25 protein-coding genes and 1 tRNA gene are annotated in these 22,537 nt (G+C 40.4%); 1 reads left to right on the top strand and 25 read right to left on the bottom strand.

Going from position 1 to position 22,537, the window contains the following annotated elements; genetic code table 11:
* Positions 1-5: 5 nt before the first annotated feature.
* From IEV27_RS16935 to IEV27_RS16890, 10 genes are all read right to left on the bottom strand, one after another.
* Positions 6-590 carry a YdcF family protein gene (locus IEV27_RS16935; RefSeq protein ID WP_188378682.1) on the bottom strand — a complete coding sequence of 195 codons (585 nt, stop codon included), beginning with the start codon at positions 588-590 and terminating at the stop codon, positions 6-8.
* 95 nt (positions 591-685) lie between these two features.
* Positions 686-1,972 (bottom strand): phosphopyruvate hydratase, encoded by a 1,287-nt coding sequence (gene eno, locus IEV27_RS16930; protein WP_188378681.1) that lies wholly within the window; start codon positions 1,970-1,972, stop codon positions 686-688.
* Between the two features lie 14 nt (positions 1,973-1,986).
* Entirely contained in the window at positions 1,987-3,522 is a 1,536-nt protein-coding gene (gene gpmI, locus IEV27_RS16925) for a 2,3-bisphosphoglycerate-independent phosphoglycerate mutase (protein WP_188378680.1), read from the bottom strand.
* Positions 3,515-4,276, bottom strand: coding sequence for a triose-phosphate isomerase (gene tpiA, locus IEV27_RS16920; protein ID WP_188378679.1), 762 nt, complete (start codon positions 4,274-4,276; stop codon positions 3,515-3,517). Before tpiA ends, gpmI begins: the two co-directional genes overlap by 8 nt.
* A gap of 20 nt (positions 4,277-4,296) precedes the next feature.
* Positions 4,297-5,478: a phosphoglycerate kinase gene (locus tag IEV27_RS16915; RefSeq protein ID WP_188378678.1), complete on the bottom strand. Its 1,182-nt coding sequence runs from the start codon at positions 5,476-5,478 to the stop codon at positions 4,297-4,299.
* A gap of 180 nt (positions 5,479-5,658) precedes the next feature.
* Complete coding sequence (gene gap, locus IEV27_RS16910; protein WP_188378677.1) at positions 5,659-6,666, bottom strand: type I glyceraldehyde-3-phosphate dehydrogenase; 1,008 nt, start codon at positions 6,664-6,666, stop codon at positions 5,659-5,661.
* Between the two features lie 36 nt (positions 6,667-6,702).
* On the bottom strand, positions 6,703-7,731 hold the full coding sequence (locus IEV27_RS16905) for a sugar-binding transcriptional regulator (RefSeq protein ID WP_188378676.1): 1,029 nt from the start codon (positions 7,729-7,731) through the stop codon (positions 6,703-6,705).
* Between the two features lie 153 nt (positions 7,732-7,884).
* Entirely contained in the window at positions 7,885-8,118 is a 234-nt protein-coding gene (locus IEV27_RS16900; RefSeq protein WP_188378675.1) for a glutaredoxin family protein, read from the bottom strand.
* Positions 8,119-8,179: 61 nt separating this feature from the next.
* Positions 8,180-8,407, bottom strand: a complete 228-nt coding sequence (locus IEV27_RS16895) for a hypothetical protein (RefSeq protein ID WP_188378674.1) — start codon at positions 8,405-8,407, stop codon at positions 8,180-8,182.
* 489 nt (positions 8,408-8,896) lie between these two features.
* A tRNA-Arg gene (locus IEV27_RS16890) sits at positions 8,897-8,972 on the bottom strand.
* Positions 8,973-9,198: 226 nt separating this feature from the next.
* On the opposite strand from IEV27_RS16890, the gene clpP reads away from it, so the two are divergent.
* On the top strand, positions 9,199-9,789 hold the full coding sequence (clpP, locus tag IEV27_RS16885) for an ATP-dependent Clp endopeptidase proteolytic subunit ClpP (protein ID WP_188378673.1): 591 nt from the start codon (positions 9,199-9,201) through the stop codon (positions 9,787-9,789).
* A gap of 115 nt (positions 9,790-9,904) precedes the next feature.
* Here the strand turns inward: clpP and IEV27_RS16880 are convergent, their stop codons facing one another.
* From IEV27_RS16880 to IEV27_RS16810, 15 genes are all read right to left on the bottom strand, one after another.
* Positions 9,905-10,159: an HPr family phosphocarrier protein gene (locus IEV27_RS16880; RefSeq protein ID WP_188378672.1), complete on the bottom strand. Its 255-nt coding sequence runs from the start codon at positions 10,157-10,159 to the stop codon at positions 9,905-9,907.
* Positions 10,160-10,288: 129 nt separating this feature from the next.
* Positions 10,289-11,245: a DNA-binding protein WhiA gene (gene whiA, locus IEV27_RS16875; RefSeq protein WP_188378671.1), complete on the bottom strand. Its 957-nt coding sequence runs from the start codon at positions 11,243-11,245 to the stop codon at positions 10,289-10,291.
* Positions 11,246-11,267: 22 nt separating this feature from the next.
* Positions 11,268-12,221, bottom strand: a complete 954-nt coding sequence (mgfK, locus tag IEV27_RS16870; protein ID WP_188378670.1) for a gluconeogenesis morphogenetic factor MgfK — start codon at positions 12,219-12,221, stop codon at positions 11,268-11,270.
* Between the two features lie 3 nt (positions 12,222-12,224).
* Positions 12,225-13,109 carry an RNase adapter RapZ gene (rapZ, locus tag IEV27_RS16865; RefSeq protein ID WP_188378669.1) on the bottom strand — a complete coding sequence of 295 codons (885 nt, stop codon included), beginning with the start codon at positions 13,107-13,109 and terminating at the stop codon, positions 12,225-12,227.
* 16 nt (positions 13,110-13,125) lie between these two features.
* The gene (locus tag IEV27_RS16860) at positions 13,126-13,593 is read right to left on the bottom strand and encodes an 8-oxo-dGTP diphosphatase (RefSeq protein ID WP_188378668.1); all 468 of its coding nucleotides are present in this window, start codon (positions 13,591-13,593) and stop codon (positions 13,126-13,128) included.
* A gap of 233 nt (positions 13,594-13,826) precedes the next feature.
* Positions 13,827-14,777: a thioredoxin-disulfide reductase gene (gene trxB, locus IEV27_RS16855; protein WP_188378667.1), complete on the bottom strand. Its 951-nt coding sequence runs from the start codon at positions 14,775-14,777 to the stop codon at positions 13,827-13,829.
* A gap of 80 nt (positions 14,778-14,857) precedes the next feature.
* Entirely contained in the window at positions 14,858-15,874 is a 1,017-nt protein-coding gene (locus IEV27_RS16850) for a tetratricopeptide repeat protein (protein ID WP_188378666.1), read from the bottom strand.
* A gap of 97 nt (positions 15,875-15,971) precedes the next feature.
* The gene (gene hisIE, locus IEV27_RS16845; protein ID WP_188378665.1) at positions 15,972-16,595 is read right to left on the bottom strand and encodes a bifunctional phosphoribosyl-AMP cyclohydrolase/phosphoribosyl-ATP diphosphatase HisIE; all 624 of its coding nucleotides are present in this window, start codon (positions 16,593-16,595) and stop codon (positions 15,972-15,974) included.
* Positions 16,592-17,350 (bottom strand): imidazole glycerol phosphate synthase subunit HisF, encoded by a 759-nt coding sequence (hisF, locus tag IEV27_RS16840; protein ID WP_188378664.1) that lies wholly within the window; start codon positions 17,348-17,350, stop codon positions 16,592-16,594. Before hisF ends, hisIE begins: the two co-directional genes overlap by 4 nt.
* Positions 17,350-18,081, bottom strand: coding sequence for a 1-(5-phosphoribosyl)-5-[(5-phosphoribosylamino)methylideneamino]imidazole-4-carboxamide isomerase (gene hisA, locus IEV27_RS16835; RefSeq protein ID WP_188378663.1), 732 nt, complete (start codon positions 18,079-18,081; stop codon positions 17,350-17,352). The genes hisF and hisA overlap by 1 nt, the downstream gene beginning before the upstream one ends.
* Before the next feature lie 12 nt (positions 18,082-18,093).
* Positions 18,094-18,723, bottom strand: coding sequence for an imidazole glycerol phosphate synthase subunit HisH (hisH, locus tag IEV27_RS16830; protein WP_188378662.1), 630 nt, complete (start codon positions 18,721-18,723; stop codon positions 18,094-18,096).
* Positions 18,724-19,317, bottom strand: coding sequence for an imidazoleglycerol-phosphate dehydratase HisB (hisB, locus tag IEV27_RS16825; protein ID WP_188378661.1), 594 nt, complete (start codon positions 19,315-19,317; stop codon positions 18,724-18,726).
* Complete coding sequence (hisD, locus tag IEV27_RS16820; protein WP_188378660.1) at positions 19,314-20,588, bottom strand: histidinol dehydrogenase; 1,275 nt, start codon at positions 20,586-20,588, stop codon at positions 19,314-19,316. The genes hisB and hisD overlap by 4 nt, the downstream gene beginning before the upstream one ends.
* Positions 20,585-21,223, bottom strand: coding sequence for an ATP phosphoribosyltransferase (gene hisG / locus IEV27_RS16815; protein WP_188378659.1), 639 nt, complete (start codon positions 21,221-21,223; stop codon positions 20,585-20,587). The genes hisD and hisG overlap by 4 nt, the downstream gene beginning before the upstream one ends.
* Positions 21,216-22,400, bottom strand: a complete 1,185-nt coding sequence (locus IEV27_RS16810) for an ATP phosphoribosyltransferase regulatory subunit (RefSeq protein WP_188378658.1) — start codon at positions 22,398-22,400, stop codon at positions 21,216-21,218. Before IEV27_RS16810 ends, hisG begins: the two co-directional genes overlap by 8 nt.
* Between the last annotated feature and the right edge of the window lie 137 nt (positions 22,401-22,537).

Genomic DNA, 22,537 nt, shown 5'->3' with positions numbered 1-22,537 from the left:
CTCTATTAATCATTGAAAAGTTGAATAAATTGGTGAGCTACATAATACATCCATTCTTCAAAGAAAAAAGGAAGTTTTGTTTCTAAAGATTGGTAAGCCGAATACCTAGTGGCCACACCTTCTACCACCATACCTATGTCTTCAGCTAAACCTACCGCTCTTTTTAAATGATAAGTGTCGCTAACTAATATTACAGAATGGATGTTTTGTTTTTGTATGATGACTTCCGTATTTTTTAAATTTTCTTCAGTCACTAGGGACTTGTCTTCTACGATGATGTCTTCCTCAGGAACACCTTGTTCAACTGCATAGTTTTTGCCTACTTCCCCTTCAGAAGTACTTGAACCATTTCCAGCTCCTCCAGTGACAATCAAATACTCCACCTGTTCTTTTTTATAAAGCTCAATACCTTGTTTTAGCCGCCCCTCAAATACTGGACTAGGCGAGCCATTCCACTGAGCAGCTCCTAATACAATAGCCGCGTCTGCTTCAGCATCTAAGTTATCTTCTCCATAAGTCCAAATGGAGTATCCTGTATACCCTATATAAATAACAATACTCACTAAAATAAGTTGTATCACTTTCTTCATGTTGTCATTCTCCTACAAGTCTTCTACTTCTCATCATACATGAAAACACAAAAAAAAGCCTCCCTCGAATGTACGAGAGAGACTTAAAATCGTGATTACTTATTAAGGTTGTAGAACGCTTGATTTCCAGCATAGTTTGCTGTTCCAAGCAGCTGGTCTTCAATACGCAGAAGCTGGTTATACTTCGCCACACGGTCTGTACGTGATGGAGCACCAGTTTTAATTTGACCTGCGTTTGTAGCTACAGCGATATCGGCAATCGTTGCATCTTCAGTTTCGCCAGAGCGGTGAGAGATAACTGCCGTATACCCAGCACGTTTAGCCATTTCAATTGCTTCAAAGGTTTCAGTCAAGCTACCGATTTGGTTCACTTTAATCAAGATGGAGTTACCCACTCCCTCTTTAATCGCACGGCTTAACTTCTTAGTGTTAGTTACGAATAAATCATCACCAACAAGCTGCACGCGATCGCCAATGCGGTCAGTAAGAAGCTTTGTACCTTCCCAGTCATTTTCGTCTAAGCCATCTTCAATAGAAACGATTGGATACTTGTTCACAAGTTCTTCGTACCAATCCACCATTTCTTCAGAAGTACGAACGACACCTTCACCTTTAAGGTTATACTTGCCATCCTCATAGATTTCAGAAGAGGCTACGTCCATAGCAAGTCTAACTTCTTCATCTGGCTTGTATCCAGCTTCTTCAATTGCTTCAATAATAGTAGATAGAGCTTCTTCATTTGAACCAAGGTTTGGTGCAAATCCACCTTCGTCACCAACACCTGTGTTGTAGCCTTTAGATTTAAGAACTTTTTTCAAGGCATGGAAAATTTCTGCACCCATGCGAACGGCTTCTTTAAAGGTAGGAGCGCCAACTGGCATAATCATAAACTCTTGAATGTCTACGTTATTATCAGCATGCTCTCCTCCGTTTAAGATGTTCATCATTGGAGTTGGCAGTGTAGATGCTGTGAATCCTCCAAGGTATTTGTAAAGTGGTAGATCTAGTACATCAGCTGCAGCATGTGCTACGGCCATAGAGACACCCAGAATAGCGTTAGCTCCTAGTTCGCCTTTATTTTCTGTACCATCAAGCTCAATCATCATTTGGTCAATAATGACTTGTTGAGTAACATCCATTCCTAAAAGGTTGGGAGCAATTTTTTCATTTACGTTATCAACCGCTTTTTGAACACCTTTACCAAGGTAGCGATCTTTGTCACCGTCACGTAATTCTACAGCTTCATATTCACCTGTAGAAGCACCACTTGGTACAAGGGCACTACCAAAGGCTCCTGATTCTGTATAAACTTCAACTTCAACTGTTGGGTTACCACGAGAGTCTAATACTTCGCGTGCGTAAACGTCAGTAATATATGGCATAGTTTTTCTCTCCTTTATTTAATTAATGATTTTCCTGTCATTTCTTTAGGTTGTTCAACTTCTAATAGCTGTAACAGGGTAGGAGAAAGATCTCCTAAAATTCCACCTTCACGTAATTCAATGCCGTCTTTTGTTATGATGACCGGTACTGGATTGGTCGTGTGAGCCGTCATAGGATTCCCTTCTGAGGTCGTCACCTCATCAGAATTTCCGTGATCTGCAGTAATGATGGTCTGTCCACCTTTTTCATGGATCTTATCGACAATCTTACCTAAGCACTCATCAACGGTTTCAATCGCTTTGATCGTAGGTTCAAGCATTCCTGAATGGCCTACCATATCCGGGTTTGCAAAGTTTAAAATGATAGCATTGTGCTTGTCAGCATCAAGTTCTTCTAACAAAGCATCTGTTACTTCATATGCACTCATCTCTGGCTGCAGATCATAAGTGGCTACTTTAGGAGAATCGATAAGGATGCGCTCTTCCCCATCGAATTCCTCTTCACGACCACCACTCATGAAGAATGTAACGTGTGGATATTTTTCAGTTTCAGCAATACGAAGCTGTTTCAATCCATTATTAGATAGAACTTCACCAATTGTGTTTTTTAGATCATTTGGTGCAAATGCTACTTTGCTGTTTACAGCATCACTATATTGAGTCATGCCAACAAAATAAAGATTTTTTGGTGCTTCTTCTCCACGGTCAAAATCTTCAAAATCATCATTAGCGAATGAGCGAGATAGTTGAATCGCACGGTCAGGCCGGAAATTGTAAAACACAATGGCATCTTCATCTTCCATGTTACCAACCGGTTCACCATTCTTATCAGTAACGACAAAGGGTTCTACAAATTCATCGTAAATTCCTTTTTCGTAAGATTCATCAATGGCTTGTAGTGGATTCGTATAAGCAGGGCCTTTGCCATAAGCAATCGCATCGTACGATTTCTTCACACGATCCCAGCGATTGTCTCGGTCCATCGCAAAATAACGACCTCCGATGGTAGCAAATTCCCCAATCCCGATCTCACTCATTTTATCTTGGGCTTCTTTAATATACTTTTTAGCTGATTGCTGGTCTACGTCACGGCCATCTAAAAAGCCATGTACATAAACCTTATCTACTCCATAATCTTTTGCCAACTGAATAAGGGCATACATATGATTAATATGGCTATGGATGCCTCCATCAGAAAGCAGGCCAAAAATGTGAAAGGCTTTATTGTTGTCTTTAGCATGTTGGACTGCTTTAACCAGTTCTTCATTCTTAGCAAACTCTTCTTCGCGAATCGACAGGTTAATTCGAGTTAAGCTCTGGTAAACCACTCGACCCGCCCCAATGTTTAAATGACCTACTTCAGAGTTACCCATTTGTCCTTCAGGTAAACCAACGGCTTCTCCACATGCTTCTAGCTGGGAATGAGGATACTCGTTCCAAAATCGATCAAAGTTAGGCGTATTAGCCTGCTTAACGGCATTTCCCATCTCTTCGTTCCGAAGAGCATAACCGTCAAGTATGATTAAAGCGGCTAAGTTCTGCTTACTCATGCTTACCTGCCTCCACTAATTTTAAGAAAGAATCAGCTTCAAGGCTCGCTCCGCCTACTAACGCTCCATCAATATCAGATTGTGAAAGAAGTTCATCGACGTTAGCTGGTTTAACACTACCGCCATACTGAATACGTACTTCATCTGCTACTTCAGAACCATAGAAATCGATGAGCACACGGCGGATGTGCGTGCACACTTCATTAGCTTGCTCAGACGTTGCTGTACGTCCTGTGCCAATAGCCCAAATAGGTTCGTAAGCAACGATTACTTTAGAAGCTTGTTCATCTGTTAAACCTTCAAAAGCTTGTTTTACTTGATTTTCTACATGATCCATCGTTTGATTTGCTTCACGCTGTGCTAAAGATTCACCAACACAAACAATAGGAGTTAAATCATGCTTGAAAGCAGCATGAACTTTTTTGTTTACTTCTTCATCTGTTTCTTTGAAGATTTCACGACGCTCAGAGTGTCCTAGTACAACATACTTAACACCTAGTTCATTCAGCATCACTGGACTCACTTCTCCAGTAAAAGCTCCACTTTCTTCGAAGTGCATGTTTTGAGCACCGATTTCAAGAGAAGTTCCTTTTGTTTCTTCAACTAGCTTTTGTAAGAAAGGAAATGGAGCACAAACTACAGATTCAACCTGATCGGAAGATGGAACCTCGTTTTTTGCCGTTTGAATAAAATCTTCCGCTTCTGTGTGCGTTTTGTTCATTTTCCAGTTTCCTGCAATAACTTGTTTACGCATGATTTCATCACCTCTCCTTATTATTTATCGTTGAGTAACGCCAAGCCTGGAAGTTCTTTTCCTTCCATGAACTCTAGCGAAGCTCCGCCCCCTGTGGATACGTGATCCATAGCATCTGCATAGCCAAATTTCTCTACAGCAGCAGCTGAGTCTCCGCCTCCAATTACAGTATAACCTTGCGTTTCAGAAAGTGCTTGAGCTACGTCCTTCGTTCCGTTAGCAAATGTTTCTAACTCGAACACTCCCATTGGGCCGTTCCAGATCACTAGCTTGGAATCATTAATGATCTTCGCGTACTTTTCACGCGTTTTCGGACCAATATCCAGGGCTTCCCATTCGGCCGGAATACTGTCAATGGCTACTTCTTTCGTATTCGCTGAGTCAGAAAAATCATCTGCTACGATTACGTCTTCAGGCATGACAAAGTCGACACCTTTTTCTTCTGCTTTTTTCATATATTCTTTAGCTAAATCAATCTTGTCCTCTTCTAGTAAGGACTTACCGATCTCAAGACCTTGAGCCTTAACAAATGTATAAGCCAGTCCTCCACCGATAATTAAGTGATCTACTTTATCAATCAAATTGTCAATTACGCCAATTTTATCTTTTACCTTAGCTCCACCAATAATCGCTGTAAAAGGACGTTCAGGATTAGAAAGGGCTTTTCCTAGTACATTGATTTCTTTCTCCAGAAGAAATCCAGCAACAGCAGGGATATATTCTGCAACACCCGCTGTAGATGCATGTGCACGGTGAGCAGCTCCAAAGGCGTCATTTACGTAGAGATCAGCCATATCAGCAAAAGCTTTAGCTAAATCTGCATCGTTTTTCTCTTCACCAGGATGGAAACGAACGTTCTCTATAAGGAGAATGTCTCCGTCTTCCATTTCAGAGATGGCTTTGTTTACTTCGTCACCATAAACCTCATCTGTCTTCGTAACTGTTTTACCCACATGCTCGCTTAAACGCTTAGCTACTGGGTCAAGTCTTAATTCCTCAACTACTTCACCTTTAGGTCGTCCGAGGTGACTTGAAAGAATGACTTTAGCGCCATTTCCAGTTAAATACTCAATAGTAGGGAGAGCCGCTTTAATTCTAGTATCATCTGTGACTTCTCCTCCACTCATAGGAACGTTAAAATCCACGCGGCAAAATACAGTTTTACCTTGTACTTCTACATCACGAATGGTTTGTTTATTCATAAATGACAACCTCCTCTTTTAATCAACTGCTTTCCTTATCCATTATGTACATTTCCACAAACAGCGTTTATGGAAACGCATGAACAAGGAATTTGATTTAAACATGGGTAAAGGAGGAGGACATGAGACCCCCTCCTTTACCAAAGATTTATCTAGTATGACCAATAAACGGTGTTTATATTATAGGCCTTGCTTTTTAAGGAATGCAGCTAGATCTACACAACGGTTAGAATAACCAAACTCATTGTCGTACCAAGAAACGACTTTAACCATGTTATTTTCAAGAGTTAGAGTAGACTGTCCATCGATGACAGAAGAGTAAGTGCTTCCGTTATAGTCAGAAGAAACTAGAGCTTCGTCGCTGTATCCAAGGATTCCTTTAAGTTCACCTTCAGCTTCAGCTTTAAGAGCTTCGTTTACTTGTTCAGCTGTAACGTCTTGATCAAGTTCAGCTACTAAGTCAACGATAGATACGTTTTTAGTTGGCACACGCATTGCCATACCAGTAAGGCGGCCTTCTAATTCAGGAAGAACTTTTGCTACTGCCTGCGCAGCACCTGTAGTCGTTGGAATGATGTTTTCAGCAGCCGCACGAGCACGACGGTAGTCTTTGTGTGGAAGATCAAGAATTTGCTGATCGTTCGTGTAAGAGTGAACTGTAGTCATCATACCGCGCTTAAGACCAAATTTGTCATTAAGAACTTTAGCGTATGGTGCTAGACAGTTTGTCGTACAAGAAGCGTTTGAAATAACATCATGCTCATCTTTGTTGTAATCTTTTTCGTTAACACCCATAACAACTGTGAAGTCTTCACCTTTAGCTGGTGCAGAGATTACAACTTTCTTAGCTCCTGCTTCAAGGTGTTTTCTAGCGTCTTCACCTTGTGTGAAACGGCCAGTAGATTCGATAACAACTTCTACGCCAAGGTCTCCCCAGCCAAGCTGCGCTGGATCTTTTTCAGAAATAACTTTAATTTCTTTACCGCCTACTACTAGGTTGTCCCCGTTAACAGTAACTTCTTGATCAAGTTTACCGTGTACAGTGTCATACTGTAGCAAGTGAGCCAGCATATTCGCATCTGTTAAATCGTTAACAGCTACTACTTCTACCTCTTCGTTGTTTAAAGATGCGCGGAAAACATTACGTCCAATACGGCCGAAACCGTTAATTCCTACTTTTACAGTCATTCAAAATTCCTCCTTGAATTTAATAAAAAATTTATCTTAAAGGGACGAATCCCTTAAAAGCTCTTGAGCGGCTCCTTCATCTGTGATTAACACATTGCTCTGTCCTGGTTTGAAATAGGATTCAATAGCTTGAGCTTTCGTGTGACCACCAGCCACGGCGATAATATTTTTTGCATATTTCAAATCTTCAAGCTGTAATCCAACTGTTCGCACTTTATGAACAATTTCACCTTGTTGATTAAAATAGTAGCCAAACGCCTCGCCTACTGCATGATTTTCTTGAATTTTTTCCATTTCACCTTTCGAGGTTTTCCTACGTTCTGCCATTGTCACTGCATCACCAACACCATGGATGACAATGTCAGCATTTCGAATCATATTGAGAATTTCTTTAATCGAAGGTTCTTCAATTATAGTCTGGTAGGAACTCTCACTTAAAGGGTCTGGAACGTATAAAAGACGATAATCACCTTTCGCTTTTTTTGCCATTTCAGCACAAATGGTGTTCGCTTGATTTTCAACGCGTTCACCTAAACCGCCTCTTGCAGGGACAAACATACAATGTTCAGCATCGTTAAGCGGCGTCATTTTTTCCGCCACAGCTGCCATTGTAGTTCCACCCGTTATCGCTACAGTGTTATTCGGCTTTAATTTACTTTGAAGAAATGTCACACAAGCTTTTCCCATTTCATGTTTTACCCAATCCAGCTCATCGCTATCCCCTGGAACTACTACGACATAATCTAAATTTAACTTTTCCCTTAAACGGTTTTCTAAAACCTTTATGCCCGTCACGTCTTTAATAAACTCAGAAAGCTGCTCAAGGATACTTTGACCCTCATAGGTCAAATGCATTCCTCTAGAAGTTATCTCTATAGCTCCCAGCTTATTAAGGTAATCCACTTCACTACGAACCGTTCGCTCAGCGAGTTCGATGTTTTCTGATAATGTTCTTCTTCCCACTGGCTGCATGAGCTGTATGTAGTGAAGCAATTGGTAACGACGCTGCATGATTTCAAGAACATCAGGGAATAATCTTTTCTGTAGATCAATTAAAGCTCTCATCGTAATAGCTCCTTTAAAATGCGAAATACATAGACCGGGGTAAATGCGTCCCAGGCAGTCATATTCTGTCCCACTAGGAGCAAAAAAATATTCTATTCACCTATTATATTAACAGTGTGAAATTGCCTGCGCAAGTTATAAAATGGCGCAAGATCAATGTAAACGCTCTCTTATTGTAGAGAGGTCTATTTGACGGTACTCAAGTTCTTCACCATTTATATCCAGCACAGGGATTTCCACCAAATATTTTTGCTCCAGTTTTCTATTACCCTCTATATCGACTTCTTTAACATCAATTTCATAATTACTTTTTAAAATTTCGATTAGACTTCTCACTTCATCACACAAACAGCAGTTTTGTTTGCCATAAAAAATTATTCTATTCATACAAACCCCTCATATATACCATTTGCTTCTAGTGTAGCATGTATACAAAAATAAGGACACGTTAAGAGACGTGTCCTTTTTTATCATAAAAGCCATGTTCAATTTTATACTTTTTTGTATTCAAGAATTGAGATAGTTCTTCTTCGCTGTCAAGTCTTTCAGGTGATCGTTTCATGGAATCGAAATTGAAAGATAAATTACGTTGATTCATCATATCAAAGACATGTACTCTACGATCATCAGAAACTCTTTCAGTCGACATAATTTTAAATCGAAGAATGTTTGTCATAAAAACTCCTTTTTAATTAAAAGCGATCAGCAGTTCCTATTACACCCTCTAGAGTAACATAGAATGGTAAAATAATAAACCCGTACTATTATATTGAACAAACAAATATATGTGTATAAGAATTGTACATCACGTAGATTGAAAAACCTATATTATTATACAAGTATAATAAAAAACAGACTGGGACATAAGTAAAGCCTTGATGTCAAAAAACGAACGATAAAAACTGAATCGTTTAAGCTCAGATCAATAGCGCAGTCAAAATACCGTGGAGCAACACTATTGCAGCGAGGGAGCATAAGGGTACCTGGTACCTGGTGCGCAAGAGGAAGCTGAGGCGTGCCCACTGAAATCGAAGTGGTTTGACGGAGAGATGGTAAACTCCTTTCTTGGCACATAAAAAATCCGAACTGATTTCAATAAAATCGTTCGGATTATATTATGCCTTTATTCAGTTTTGTCCCAGCGTCTAATTTCATTTATATTAAGCGCGCCCGAGAGGATTCGAACCTCCGACTGACGTAGAACCGGAATCTACCGCTCTATCCAACTGAGCTACGGGCGCAAAACAAAAAGTGCAAAATCTATTATACTTACGAATGGGGAGAAAAGCAAGACGCACAGCCTAAACTTCTTTTTATTCATACTAAGATTCATACGTTTATCCATGGTAAATTAGGGAAAGATGGTATAAGAAATATGTCAAAGGGTTTTGTTTGACCTTTTCTGACCTTAACTGTATTATAAAATTACATTCCATCATAAATGTATGATAATAAGGAGGAATTAGAATGAATTTAGTCCCTACAGTTATTGAACAAACGAACAGAGGAGAGCGTGCTTACGATATCTATTCACGCCTACTCAAAGACCGTATTATTATGTTAGGTAGTCCAATTGACGACAATATCTCAAACTCTGTTGTCGCGCAACTACTTTTCTTAGCCGCTGATGATCCAGACAAAGATATCTCTCTTTACATTAACTCACCAGGTGGTTCCATAACATCTGGAATGGCGATTTATGATACAATGCAATTCATTAAGCCAGATGTGTCCACGATCTGCACAGGAATGGCCGCTTCCATGGGAGCTTTCTTATTAAACGCAGGTACAAAAGGAAAACGTTACGCACTGCCAAACAGTGAAGTCATGATTCACCAGCCTCTAGGCGGTACTCAAGGTCAAGCATCTGATATTGAAATTCATGCTAAACGTATTATTAAAATGCGTGAAAAACTGAACCAAATTCTATCTGAAAGAACGGGTCAGCCAATTGAAGTTATTGAACGTGACACAGATCGTGACAATTTCATGTCTGCCCATGAAGCTGTAGAGTATGGTTTAATTGATAAAGTAATGGAAAAAACAAACGAAAAATAATGAGAATTTTAAACCCCGCTGCCTAAAAGCAGTGGGGTTTTTTTGAGAAGAAGTTCTTCTAAGTATATGAGAACGTTCCCTTATTTAATCTGTTCATTTTTTCACATAAATAACCTTACGACTGCTTAACGAATTCTGTTAACTCTTTGAGGACTACTTCCTCATCTGAACCATCCACAATTAACTTTATCTCTTCGCCTTGCCCTACAGCTAGACTCATTAACCCCATAATGCTTTTCGCGTTAATTCTTTTATTGTCTTTTTCAATAAATACGTCTGAAGTGTAGCGGTTTGCGAGTTGAACAAATTGAGCTGCTGGCCTTGCTTGAAGTCCTGTGGTTAAATCAATTGTAATATTTTTTTCCTTCATTTATCATTTCTCCTTCCTAACATGCAAGTAAGTGTAGAAAGCGCATTCATAAATTTGAAATAAAGAACGCTACTCTTTAGAGTGCGTTCTTTATTGAAATCATTATAGCACGAATCAATGCTTTTGACATTACTTTTGACTACTTTCTTGTATCTCTCCCCGTCGAACTTTATCAGCAAATTCATCAATTTTTCTTAAACGATGGTTAATTCCCGATTTGCTGATGGGGGATCCAGAGACAAGTTCACCTAATTCTTTGAGTGATACTTCTTGATGGTCATAACGTAAACGGGCAATTTCCTGTAATTTATCAGGTAACGCCTCTAAACCGACCGTGCTTTTAATGAATTTTATATTTTCTACTTGCCTAAAAGCAGCGCCAATTGTTTTATTTAAATTTGCAGTTTCGCAATTTACCAGCCGGTTCACTGAATTTCTCATATCTCTAACGATTCGTACATCTTCGAATTTAAACAGGGCTTGATGGGCTCCTATATTACTAATAAGCTCTGTGATTTTTTCAGCTTCTTTCAAATAAGTGATAAACCCTTTTTTCCGTTCAAGTGTACGCGCATGGAGCCCGAAACTGTTCATCAGCTCGCACAACGCTTCATTATGCTCTTGATCTGAGGAATAGATCTCTAAATGATAAGAGGAAGTTTCCGGATTATTAACCGATCCACCCGCAAGAAAAGCTCCTCTTAAGTAAGCTCTTTTACAACAGGTAGTTTTTAAATACTTCTTCGGAATATTAGGATTTATAGAAAGGGGACCTTTTAAAATTTCTAGATCATTTAAAACTTTCTCAGCATTATCTTTCATCCTAACAATGTACACATTATTCTTCTTAAGCCTCATTTTTTTTCGAACAAGCAATTCCACAGGATACGGATAAAGCTTTTTAATTAACGTATAAATTCTTCTGGCTATTGCAGCATTTTCCGTTTGGACATCCAATAGATAGCTTTGATTAGATAGTGAGAAAGTTCCGTTCATGCGCACTAGCGCGGCAAGTTCGGATTCATTACAGCATTCATCCGCCTCTACATTTGTTAACTCTTTTTTTATCTCTGAAGCAAATGACATCACTGTTCACCCCCAACCTTTTTTAAATCATAGAATACAGTAAATGAGCCAACTTATTCGTATCATGACGAATCGTAGACTTATTACGATCTAAAATGTCTTCTTCTATAATCTCAATTCCCATCTTCTTCACACGATCGATATCATAGATGACGGGTTCTGCATTTTCTTCAGCGTAAATTTTCTTTACAGCAGGAGCAATCGGTTGATTATGAACAATAATGGAGTTAATCGTTCCTTTACCCACATGATCGTGCAGCGCCTGCACATGATCACCAGCTGAATACCCCGATGTTTCTCCTTGTTGTGTCATCACATTACAAACATACGTCACCTTTGCTTTTGTTTTCTGTAATGCTTCTCTAATTTCAGGAACTATAATATTCGGCATAATACTTGTGTATAAGCTTCCCGGTGCAATAACAACTAAATCAGCTTCTTTAATCGCCATAGTGGCTTCAGGCAAAGGCTGGATTGGCAATGGGCTGACAAATACCCGTTTAATTTTTTTATTTTGCTTAGGAATGTTTGATTCCCCTGAAACGATCGTGCCATCTTCCATTTCAGCGTGCAGATTCATCGAATGATTGGCTGTAGGATAAATATTACCACGGACATTTAGAACTTTAGATATTTCTTTTATTCCATTATAAAAATCCCCTGTCATGGAAGTCATAGCTGCCAGCAGCAGGTTACCCATAGAATGCCCAGATAGGCCATTTCCATTTGCAAAGCGATGTTGAAACAAATCCAGAAGCATAGGCTCTGCATCTGATAAAGCAGCAAGAACGTTTCGAATATCCCCTGGTGCAGGTATAGCAAGTTCATTACGAAGTCTTCCAGAGCTTCCACCATCGTCAGCAACAGTAACAATGGCTGAAAGGTCAATAGGAAAATATTTAAGTCCTCGTAACAATACCGGCATCCCCGTTCCCCCGCCAATCACGACCACTCGTGGCTTCGTTGAACGATTCATGAATTACAGACCCTTTCTTTTATCTATATCTCGATGGGTTACATGAGTTGTGAAATCTTTTGAGAAATAATTAGAAAGATGTTCAGCTAACGTAACAGAGCGGTGTTGACCGCCCGTGCACCCAATAGCAATAACCAATTGACTTTTACCTTCTCTCCGGTATTGAGGAAGCATGAATTGTAATAGATCCGTTAGCTTTTCCAGAAACTTTTGCGTATCAGACCATTTCAGTACATAAGAAGAAACTTCAGAATTCAAACCTGTCAATGGCCGCATTTGTTCAACATAGTGTGGGTTAGGAAGAAAGCGGACATCAAACACTAAATCAGCATCGATCGGAACACCATATTTAAAACCAAATGAGACCATTTGTACGGAGAATACTTGTTGTTCTTTTGCTTTATATTGATCTAAAATTCGATCTCTTAATTCCCTAGGTTTTAAGCTGGTCGTATGGATAATGGTCTGAGCACGCCCTCGAAGCTCATCTAATAATTTACGCTCTTGGCGAATACCTTCAAGCGGCAGTCCTTCCTGCGCTAGAGGGTGGGACCTTCTCGTTTCTTTATAACGAGATACTAGGGCTTGATCTTCAGCATCTAAAAACAAAACATGAGCTTCCAGCCAGTCTTCTTTACTGACTTGATCAAGTGATTCAAATAAAGCATCAAAAAATTCCCTGCCACGTAAATCCATTACTAGAGCTACATTACGAATGTCATTCGTCGAATCTTTCATCAACTCTAGAAATTTCGGCAGCAAAGCCGGTGGTAAATTATCTACACAAAAGTACCCTAAATCCTCAAAGCTTTGAATGGCTACTGTCTTTCCCGCACCTGACATACCTGTAATAATCACTAACTGAGTGCTTTGCTCTTTTTCCAACATATTTTTCGCCCCCTGGTTACTTAGGTCGAGAAGGATCCATATCTTGATCAATTAATTTAAAATCGGTGGTATATACAAAAGTTCCGTATATTTGATCTTCACTATTTAAGATATGTTTAAAAATGTGACGATCTCCTTCAGCCATCGGCTTATCTAGAACCTCGTTCACATCCACCCACTCTAATTCTCCTTCCTCGCTGAACTCAAGGAGCTCACCTTGAAAAGAAGTGGTTTGAAAAGTAAACATCATCCATTCTTGGACGGTTTCATTGTCCTCTTTCATAATAAATGTAAAAGAACCCTTTAATTCAGGATCAACAATATCTAGTCCTGTTTCTTCTTTAAACTCACGGATCACGGAGTCTTTAATGTTTTCCCCGGCTTCCATCTTCCCGCCAGGAACCACATACCATCCTCGTCTTGGTTTTTTAAGCATTAATACTTGATTATTTACTCGTAAAATACAATTCGCAACACGTTGCACGATCTACTCACCTCATTAATCTCTCTCGAGGACATCTTTATCTATTATACAATGAATACGTGATTCGCCACAATGTTATGCGCCATGATATCTGGGCACAAAAAAAGTGCACAGGTGATAAACACCTGTGCCTAATAGAGATCTATCTATTAAAAGGGGGTCAATTAATCACTTTAAGTGTAACCCAGAAATGTTTCGTTTGTGTTACAGAATCGTTAAGAAGCAGTTACTTTTTAGTTAACAACTTTTAACTCTTCCAACAGGTTTTCAATATAGTGTTGGGCTGATTGTGCAGCAATACTGCCATCTCCTGTTGCTGTAACGATTTGACGCAGTTCTTTTTCGCGGATATCGCCAGCTGCGAAAACACCAGGCACTTTTGTTTCCATGCGTTCATCCGTTTCGATATAACCTTGCTCATTGTTAATTCCCAATGATTCAAATGGTCCGCTCAGCGGGTTCATTCCAATATAGATGAACGTGCCATTTGTTTTAAAGTCATATTCTTCATTTGTTTTGTTGTTGTGCAGAGTAACACTGCCAACTTTGCCGTTTTCTTCATTAATCGTCTTCACTTCTGTATTCCAAATGAAGTTAATTTTATCATTATCAAACGCTCGATCTTGAAGGATTTTTTGAGCACGAAGCTCATCACGGCGGTGAACAATTGTAACTTTACTTGCAAAGCGTGTTAAATAGACGCCTTCTTCAACAGCAGAGTCTCCTCCACCTACAACAACTAGTTCTTTATCGCGGAAGAAAGCTCCGTCACAAACTGCGCAATAAGAAACGCCGCGGCCGCCCAATTCTTTTTCACCTTGGACACCTAATTCTTTATATTGAGCACCAGTGGTAATAATCACACTGCGGGCTTTATATTCTTTTGACCCAGCTTTTACTGTTTTGTATTCTTTCCCATCCACGATTTCCTTAATATCTCCATAAGCATACTCAGCACCAAATTTCTTGGCATGCTCAAACATTTTATTAGAAAGATCAGGCCCAAGAATACTTTCAAATCCTGGGTAGTTCTCTACATCTTCTGTGTTAGCCATTTGTCCGCCAGGCACCCCTCGCTCAATCATCAGGGTGTCCAGGTTCGCGCGTGACGTATAAACAGCAGCTGTCATCCCTGCTGGGCCGGCTCCTGCAATAATGACATCAAAAATACGATCTTCTGTCATGATGATCAACTCCTCACTTCACTCTACCTTTATTCTTTCCTTATCATAATAAATTGTCGAAACATCGTCCATTAATGTGCTTACTGATGAATCCACGGTCCGCCTTCTTCGCTAAGATGGGGAAATTGTTTACAGCCCTTCTCCCACAGCTGTAACGCTCGCGAGGGCTTTCCAGTTTGATAAGAAGCGATACTGAACCATTTATAATAGCCTCTCCTGCCTACGACTATTTTATTTTTCAATCCACGAAAACGTTCGACGGCTTCTTCGTAATAACCCGCTCTTGTTAAAGTTTCAGCTACAGCTAACTTCTGATGTTCATGCATGGGAAATACATTACGAAGCGGCTCAATATGTTGAAAAGCGGCTTCACGCTGGTCATTCTGCAAATAAAAAGTCGCTAAATTGACGTGAGAATGAATGTCCTTATCATCCGTTTCAAGCCATTTCCTTTCTAAATCAATCGCTTCCTCTTCATTTCCACTATTGAAAAGAGCATATGCATATTGATGCTTCGCTAACGTAAACTCAGGAAAAAGCTGCATCATTTCATGTAAAACAGGTAATGCTTCCTCCCATTCCTCATGTTCAAGGTGATAAAAAGCCGTTTCTTGGTAAAGGATCAATTCATCTTCATCTTCAAATGCATAGTCATTTTCAGCTTCGTCCTCTTCTAATGAATCAAGCATTTCAATTAACTGAGAAGCGGCTTCTTCAAAATCCCCCTCTTTTGCTCTTGCCATATACTTTTCTGCGTATTTTTTAGCATCACTTAACAAACCGAGGTGTGCATAGTTATTAGCCATCAGATAATAACAATCGACGTACTCCTCGCCAAAGTTCGCCACCACATCACTTAAAACTTGGTTGGCGGCATGATAAGAGCCAACTTCCGTATAAACAACCGAAAGCTGGCAAGGATAGAGCGGTTCATCAGGTGATAATTCAATTGCTTTTTTTAACCATTTAACAGCCGAATCAAACCTTCTTTTTTTAAAGGCTTGAATGCCATATGAAAAATAGAAATTACCCGTGGGTAAAAACGGTATAATGTTAGACTGCTTTTCTGTAATGGTTGGATTCGGTGATGTCGTCATGACTGTCCTCCTACTTCCATATCCGTACTCACTAATTATGCAGTATAACACAGAAAGTGATCTTGAAATAGGAGATTTTACTAATTTCTTAAGTTCCTTAGTTGTGGCGCTTTTCCAACACATCTAAAACTTGTTCCAGACTCACGCCTCGGTCAGTCAGCAGAAGAAGTAAATGGAATAATAAGTCCGCAGACTCCATGGATAATTCGTCTGGATCATTGTTTTTAGCAGCGATAATGACTTCGCCTGCTTCTTCTCCAATTTTTTTAGCGATGCGATCGACGCCTTCTTGAAAGAGCTGGGAAGTGTAGGAGCCTTCAGGAAGAGTGGCTTTACGTTCAGCCAATACGTCACGAAGCTGGTCTAGTATTGCATAAGGCTCTGCTTTTGGAGATGTTTTCTCGTTGACAACGGATTCGCCAAAGCAGCTGTAATCGCCTTTATGACAAGCGGGACCTGCAGGGGTCACTTGTACTAAAATCGCATCTTGATCACAATCGTAGTGAAGGCTCTCTACTTTTTGAGTGTTTCCCGAAGTAGCACCTTTGTGCCAAAGCTCCTGGCGGGACCGACTATAGAAGACCGTTTCTCTTTTATCAAGTGTCATTTGTAAAGACTCTTTATTCATATAAGCCAGGGTTAGTACAGCTCTTGATTGAGCATCCTGGACAATCGCAGGGACTAACCCTTTTTCATCAAATTTAATTTCATCTATATTCATCGTACAATAACCCCTTTCGAACGCAAGTGGTCCTTAACGTTCTCAATCGATGTCTCTTTATAATGGAAAATAGAAGCGGCTAAAGCAGCATCTGCGTCTACTTCCTGGAACACTTCAGTGAAATGTTCTGCTGAACCCGCTCCTCCAGAAGCAATGACTGGGACGGTAACCACTTCTTGTACCGCTTGAAGAAGAGGTAAATCAAAACCTGTTTTTTCACCATCTTGATTCATTGAAGTTAATAATATCTCACCTGCACCTAAGCGCACAGCTTCCTGCGCCCAGTCAGTCACGAGACGGTCGGTTGGTGTACGTCCGCCGTGAGTATATACTCGCCACGTCCCCGCATCCTCATCGTAGCGGGCATCAATTGCGACAACAATACATTGGGCACCGAAATAATCTGCGCCTTCTTTAATCAGTTCTGGCCTCTGGACAGCCGCTGAATTCAAAGATACTTTATCCGCTCCGTTACGCAGGGTTTCTTTCATATCTTCAAGAGTGCGAATACCGCCTCCAACTGTAAAAGGAATAGCTAACTCTGAAGCAACAGAACGAACGACATCGATCATTGTTTTTTTTCCTTCATGAGTAGCAGAGATATCTAGAAAAACAAGCTCATCGGCTCCTTGTTCATCATACACCTTTGCTAATTCTACAGGATCACCAGCATCTCGGATATCTACAAACTGTATGCCTTTAACTACGCGCCCTTCTTTCACATCAAGACAAGGTATAATCCGTTTTGACAGCATTATCCTTCCTCCTCTTGCAGTGCTTCTGTTAGCTGAATTCGATTCGTATATAGGGCTTTCCCAACAATAGAACCAATGACGTTTTGCGCTTGGTATTTTCTAAGTTCCTGTAAGTCTTCAATTCCTTTGATTCCACCAGAAGCAATGACATCGACCCCTGTTTCTGTTCCGAGTCTAACGATTTCCTCCACATTCGGGCCTTGAAGCATTCCATCTTTTGCAATATCTGTATAAATAAAAGTTCGGGCTCCGGCTTCAGCCAGTTCCTTACCAAGATCCACTGCTGTAGTTTCTGAACGCTCTAACCAGCCTTCAGTTGCTACAAACCCGTCTCTTGCATCTAAACCAATAACAATTTGCTCTTTGTATTTGTTAAGAAGCTCTTTCGTCAAAGGTAAGTCACGAATAGCTAATGAACCTATGATGACGCGATCGATCCCGCGGCTTAAATAATACTCAACGTCTGCTTCTGAACGAATACCACCGCCGATTTGTACTTTTACATTGAGTTCTTTTGCCACTTTTACAACATGTTCGGCATTTTGCTTAGAACCTTCTTTTGCTCCATCTAAGTCCACCATATGGATCCATGAAGCACCGGCATCAGCAAACCCTTTAGCTACTTCAAACGGATCATCCCCGTATATGGTTTCCTTACTAAAGTCTCCTTGTTCCAATCTCACACATTGTCCATTTCTCATATCAATTGCTGGGAAGATTGTAAAGCTCATTCTGCATGCTCCTCACTGTTTAACCATTCTCTTGCAAAAATTTTCTAATAACTGAATGCCTGCACGTCCGCTTTTCTCAGGGTGAAACTGGCTCGCCACTAGATTGTTCTTACCAACAATAGCAGGTACTGTTTTATGATAGTCTGCGGTGGCAAACAAGATATCTTCCGAATGAGTATCTACTACATAAGAGTGTACAAAATAAACATACTCTTCCCCGACATTCTGCATCAGGGGGTGGCTCTTTTCATGCAGCTGCAGTTGATTCCAGCCCATGTGTGGCACTTTATAAGTTTGTCCCGTTTCATCTTCACCTGGAAACCTAACTATTTTCCCGGGAAATAAACCGAGCCCATCTGTTAAACCGCCTTCTTCACTTTGTTCAAATAACAGTTGCATGCCTAAACAGATTCCATAAATCGGAACTTGGTTTTCTACTTTTTGTTTGATAAAGTCGATAAATCCATGTTCTTTTAGAGCCTTCATTGCATCAGGAAAGGCACCGACTCCCGGCAAAATATATCCATCGCAGTCCAGGATTTCCTCAGGGCGTTCTCCGATGGTATATGGTACATCCATCCGCTCCAATGCTTTTGAGACACTGAACAAATTCCCCATTCCATAGTCAATGATACCAATCATTTATAAACTTCCTTTCGTACTAGGGACTCCTTTGATTCGTGGATCTACTTGAGTCGCTTCATCTAATGCTCTTGCAAAAGCTTTAAACATAGCTTCAATAATATGGTGGGTATTATGACCATGATGAAGCACAATATGTAAGTTCATACGAGCTTCAACTGCCAGCTTCCAGAAGAATTCATGGACGTTTTCCGTATCAAATGTACCTACTCGACCTTTAGGAAGCTCAGCCCGCCATTCCAAATGTGGACGATCACTTAAATCAACGGCTACTGTAACAAGAGTTTCATCCATTGGCAAAGTCATTGAACCGTAGCGTTTGATTCCGTATTTATCACCTAATGCTTCTCTTAATGCTTGTCCAAGCACTATGCCGATATCTTCTGTGAGGTGGTGGTCATCTACTTCGACATCTCCTTTGCCGTTAACTGTTAAATCAAACAGACCATGCTTTGTGAAAAGTTCAAGCATATGAGACACAAAAGGAACTTGCACATCAAGGTTTGCTTTTCCTTCACCATCGATAGAAAACTCAAGTTCTATATCGGTTTCTCGCGTTTTTCTACTTATGTTCGCCTTACGGGTATTTGTCATTCCCATCTTCCTTTCCGAGTTTCAATAGCTCTCGCATGTGCTTCTAATCCTTCAAGTCTTGCAAACTGTGCTATTTTATCACCGTGTTCCCTCAGGGCTTGCCCACTGTAAGAGATGACACTTGATTTTTTTACAAAGTCATCCACCGATAAAGGACTTGAAAAGCGAGCGGTTCCGCTTGTCGGCAATACATGGTTAGGGCCTGCAAAGTAATCTCCTACTGGTTCACTGCTGTAAGGTCCTAGAAAGATCGCTCCTGCATGCTTTACTTTAGCCATATCTTCAAACGGGTTCTCTGTTACAATTTCTAAGTGCTCAGCTGCAATTTCATTAATCGTAGAAATAGCTTCTTTCTTATTATCGCATATAACGATTGCACCATAATCTTCAATGCTGGCCTTAACGATTTCATAGCGGGGCAAAGTTTCCATCTGATTGTGGACGGCCTGTTGGACATCTTTGGCCAGCTTTTCGCTAGTTGTAACAAGCACGCTTGAAGAACGAGCATCGTGTTCTGCTTGCGATAGTAAATCAGCTGCTACTTCTTCTCCTCGCGCTGTATCATCGGCTAAGACCGCAATTTCGCTTGGCCCTGCAATCATATCAATATCTACATCACCAAAAACTTCACGTTTAGCCAGTGCCACAAATACATTACCTGGTCCAGTAATTTTATCTACAGCTGTTAGAGATTCTGTTCCATAAGCAAGAGCAGCAATGGCCTGTGCGCCTCCCACTTTATAAATTTCTGTAACACCTAGTAGTTTTGCAGAAACTAAAACACCAGCCGGCACTTTTCCGTCTTTTCCAGGAGGAGTAACCATTACAATACGTTCCACTCCAGCAACCTGAGCAGGAATAACATTCATGAATACAGAGGAAGGATAAGCTGCCGTACCCCCGGGTACGTAGATCCCAGCGGCATCTACAGGGGTAATTTTCTGCCCTAAGATTGAGCCGTCTTCAGAAGTGTGAAACCATGAATTGGATTGCTGTTTTTCATGAAATTTCCGGATATTTGCAGCGGCCTCGCTCAATATTTTCACAAATTCTCCGTCTACGGATTCATAAGCTTCGTCAATCTCATCCTCTGTAACCTGCCATTGATCAAGCGAAACACCATCAAATAATTCAGTGAATCTTTTGACTGCTGTGTTTCCCTCAGTCCGCACTTCTTGAATTATTTTTTTAACTGATTCACGTTGTTCCTCAGTACCTTGATCAACGCTGCGTTTTAAAGAGGTGACCTCATTTCTTTGAATGATTTTCATACGCTTTCTGCCTCCACAGCTTTACTAAGTCCATCAACCATCTCGTCAATTTCATTACCTTTAAGACGGTAACTCACTGGATTAACAATAAGTCTTGAAGTGATGTCCGTTATCTTTTCATATTCTACGAGTCCGTTTTCTTTTAAGGTTCTTCCAGTAGAGACAATATCGACAATTCGATCGGTTAGTCCGATAATTGGAGCAAGTTCAATCGATCCATTTAAGGGAATAATCTCAATTTGTTCTCCCTGTTCACGAAAATAATCAGAAGCGATCTTAGGGTATTTTGTTGCAATCTTAGGTGCAATCCGGCTAAGTGGCTGGTTTGGTAATCCTGCCACCGCTACGTAACAAGGACTAATTTTTAAATCAAGGACTTCATACACGTCACGATCTTGTTCTAAAAGGACGTCTTTCCCTGCAATTCCAATATCCGCCGCTCCATATTCTACATAAGTAACCACATCCATAGGCTTTGCCATCATCACCTGAATGTTCTGCTCTGGAAATTCTAGAATAAGCTTTCTGGATTCCTCTGCGTCGGCGGATAGGTTGTAACCTGCCTGCTGCATCAATTCAGCAGCTTCTTCATAAATGCGTCCTTTAGGCATAGCAATTATTAGAGGTTTACTCATTACCTTCTCCCCCTTTAGTAGTGAAATCTTCAAATTCTTTTAACTGATTTTTAAATGCTTTAATATCAGGAATTTGGTCAACATGCTGCAATAGAACGTGGTAGCCCTGCTGTCTCAGTTCACTTGCTCGTCTTATCCCCTGTGCATGTGTTTCTTCGTCGACAATAATTCCCATTCGATTTTCCCCGTTTGAAAGGTCACTCAGTGCCTCAACCAGCCGTTCTAAATGAATCGCAAACCCAGTAGCTGAAGCGTTCAACTGGAAGGATGGGAGCAATTTATCATATCTTCCGCCGTTACATAATAGTGCTCCAAGATTAGGCGCGTAGCCTTCAAATAAAATCCCAGTGTAGTAATTCATGTGACTGATGAGGTTTAAATCAAAACGGATGTATTTCTCTACCCCATAATTACTAAGGAGTTTATAAAGCTGTTTCAATTCATTCACAGCCTGCATACATACTTGGTTACGCGCCAAGGATTTACTGGCTGTAAATACCTCTTCTCCGCCGCGAAGGTCTAGTAAAGAAAGTAAAGCTTTTCGTTTCTCCTCATTAAGTGACAGCTGTTTCACTTCTTCACGAAACCCTACATAATTTTTTCGATATAAATATTCAAGAAGCTGCTCTTTTGTTTCTTCATCTTCCCCAAGCAAATCTTTAAAGAATGCTTTTACGTAACCGATGTGGCCGATTGTAATGACAAAATCGTCTAGTCCTGTTTGTTTTAAAGAGTCAACGAGAAGAGCAATCACTTCTGCATCGCCATAAGAAGAATGATCACCTATTAACTCAGTACCTACTTGTTCAAACTGAGCCGGCTTTCCTCCTTCAGCTTGCTGAGCTCGAAAGACTGGCCCATCATAGGCTAAGCGTAAAGGATATTCTGCGTCCTTCAGCTGGGAAGCTGCAACCCTGGCAATCGGTGCGGTCATATCAGGGCGAAGAACAAGCGTGTGCCCCTGCTGGTCTAGCAATTTAAACAAGCGTTGTTCTTTTGTAGCACTTACTTTTCCAACGGTTTCATGATATTCCAGAAAAGGTGTATCCATAAAAGAATATCCATAAGATAAGATCGAGTTTTTTAGTTGTTCTCGAGCTTTTGATTTTTGGTTATAAAAAAAAGGAAGCGTGTCGCGCATTCCTAGTGGTTTTTCAAACATAAGCCGTTTTGCCATGGTAAAATCCGTCCCTTCCATCCGAAATCCTTTAGTCTGCTAATATGCTAACATGTTGAAGTTACACCGTCAAACGTTATAAAACTATTCTTCCCTATTTATAATAACAAAAACTCTCGGATCCTTTTTCATAAGAA

The sequence above is a fragment of the Halobacillus andaensis genome, from assembly GCF_014636475.1.
Lineage (GTDB): Bacteria > Bacillota > Bacilli > Bacillales > Halobacillaceae > Halobacillus_A > Halobacillus_A andaensis.
This window is presented reverse-complemented; position numbering and strand designations above follow the sequence as displayed.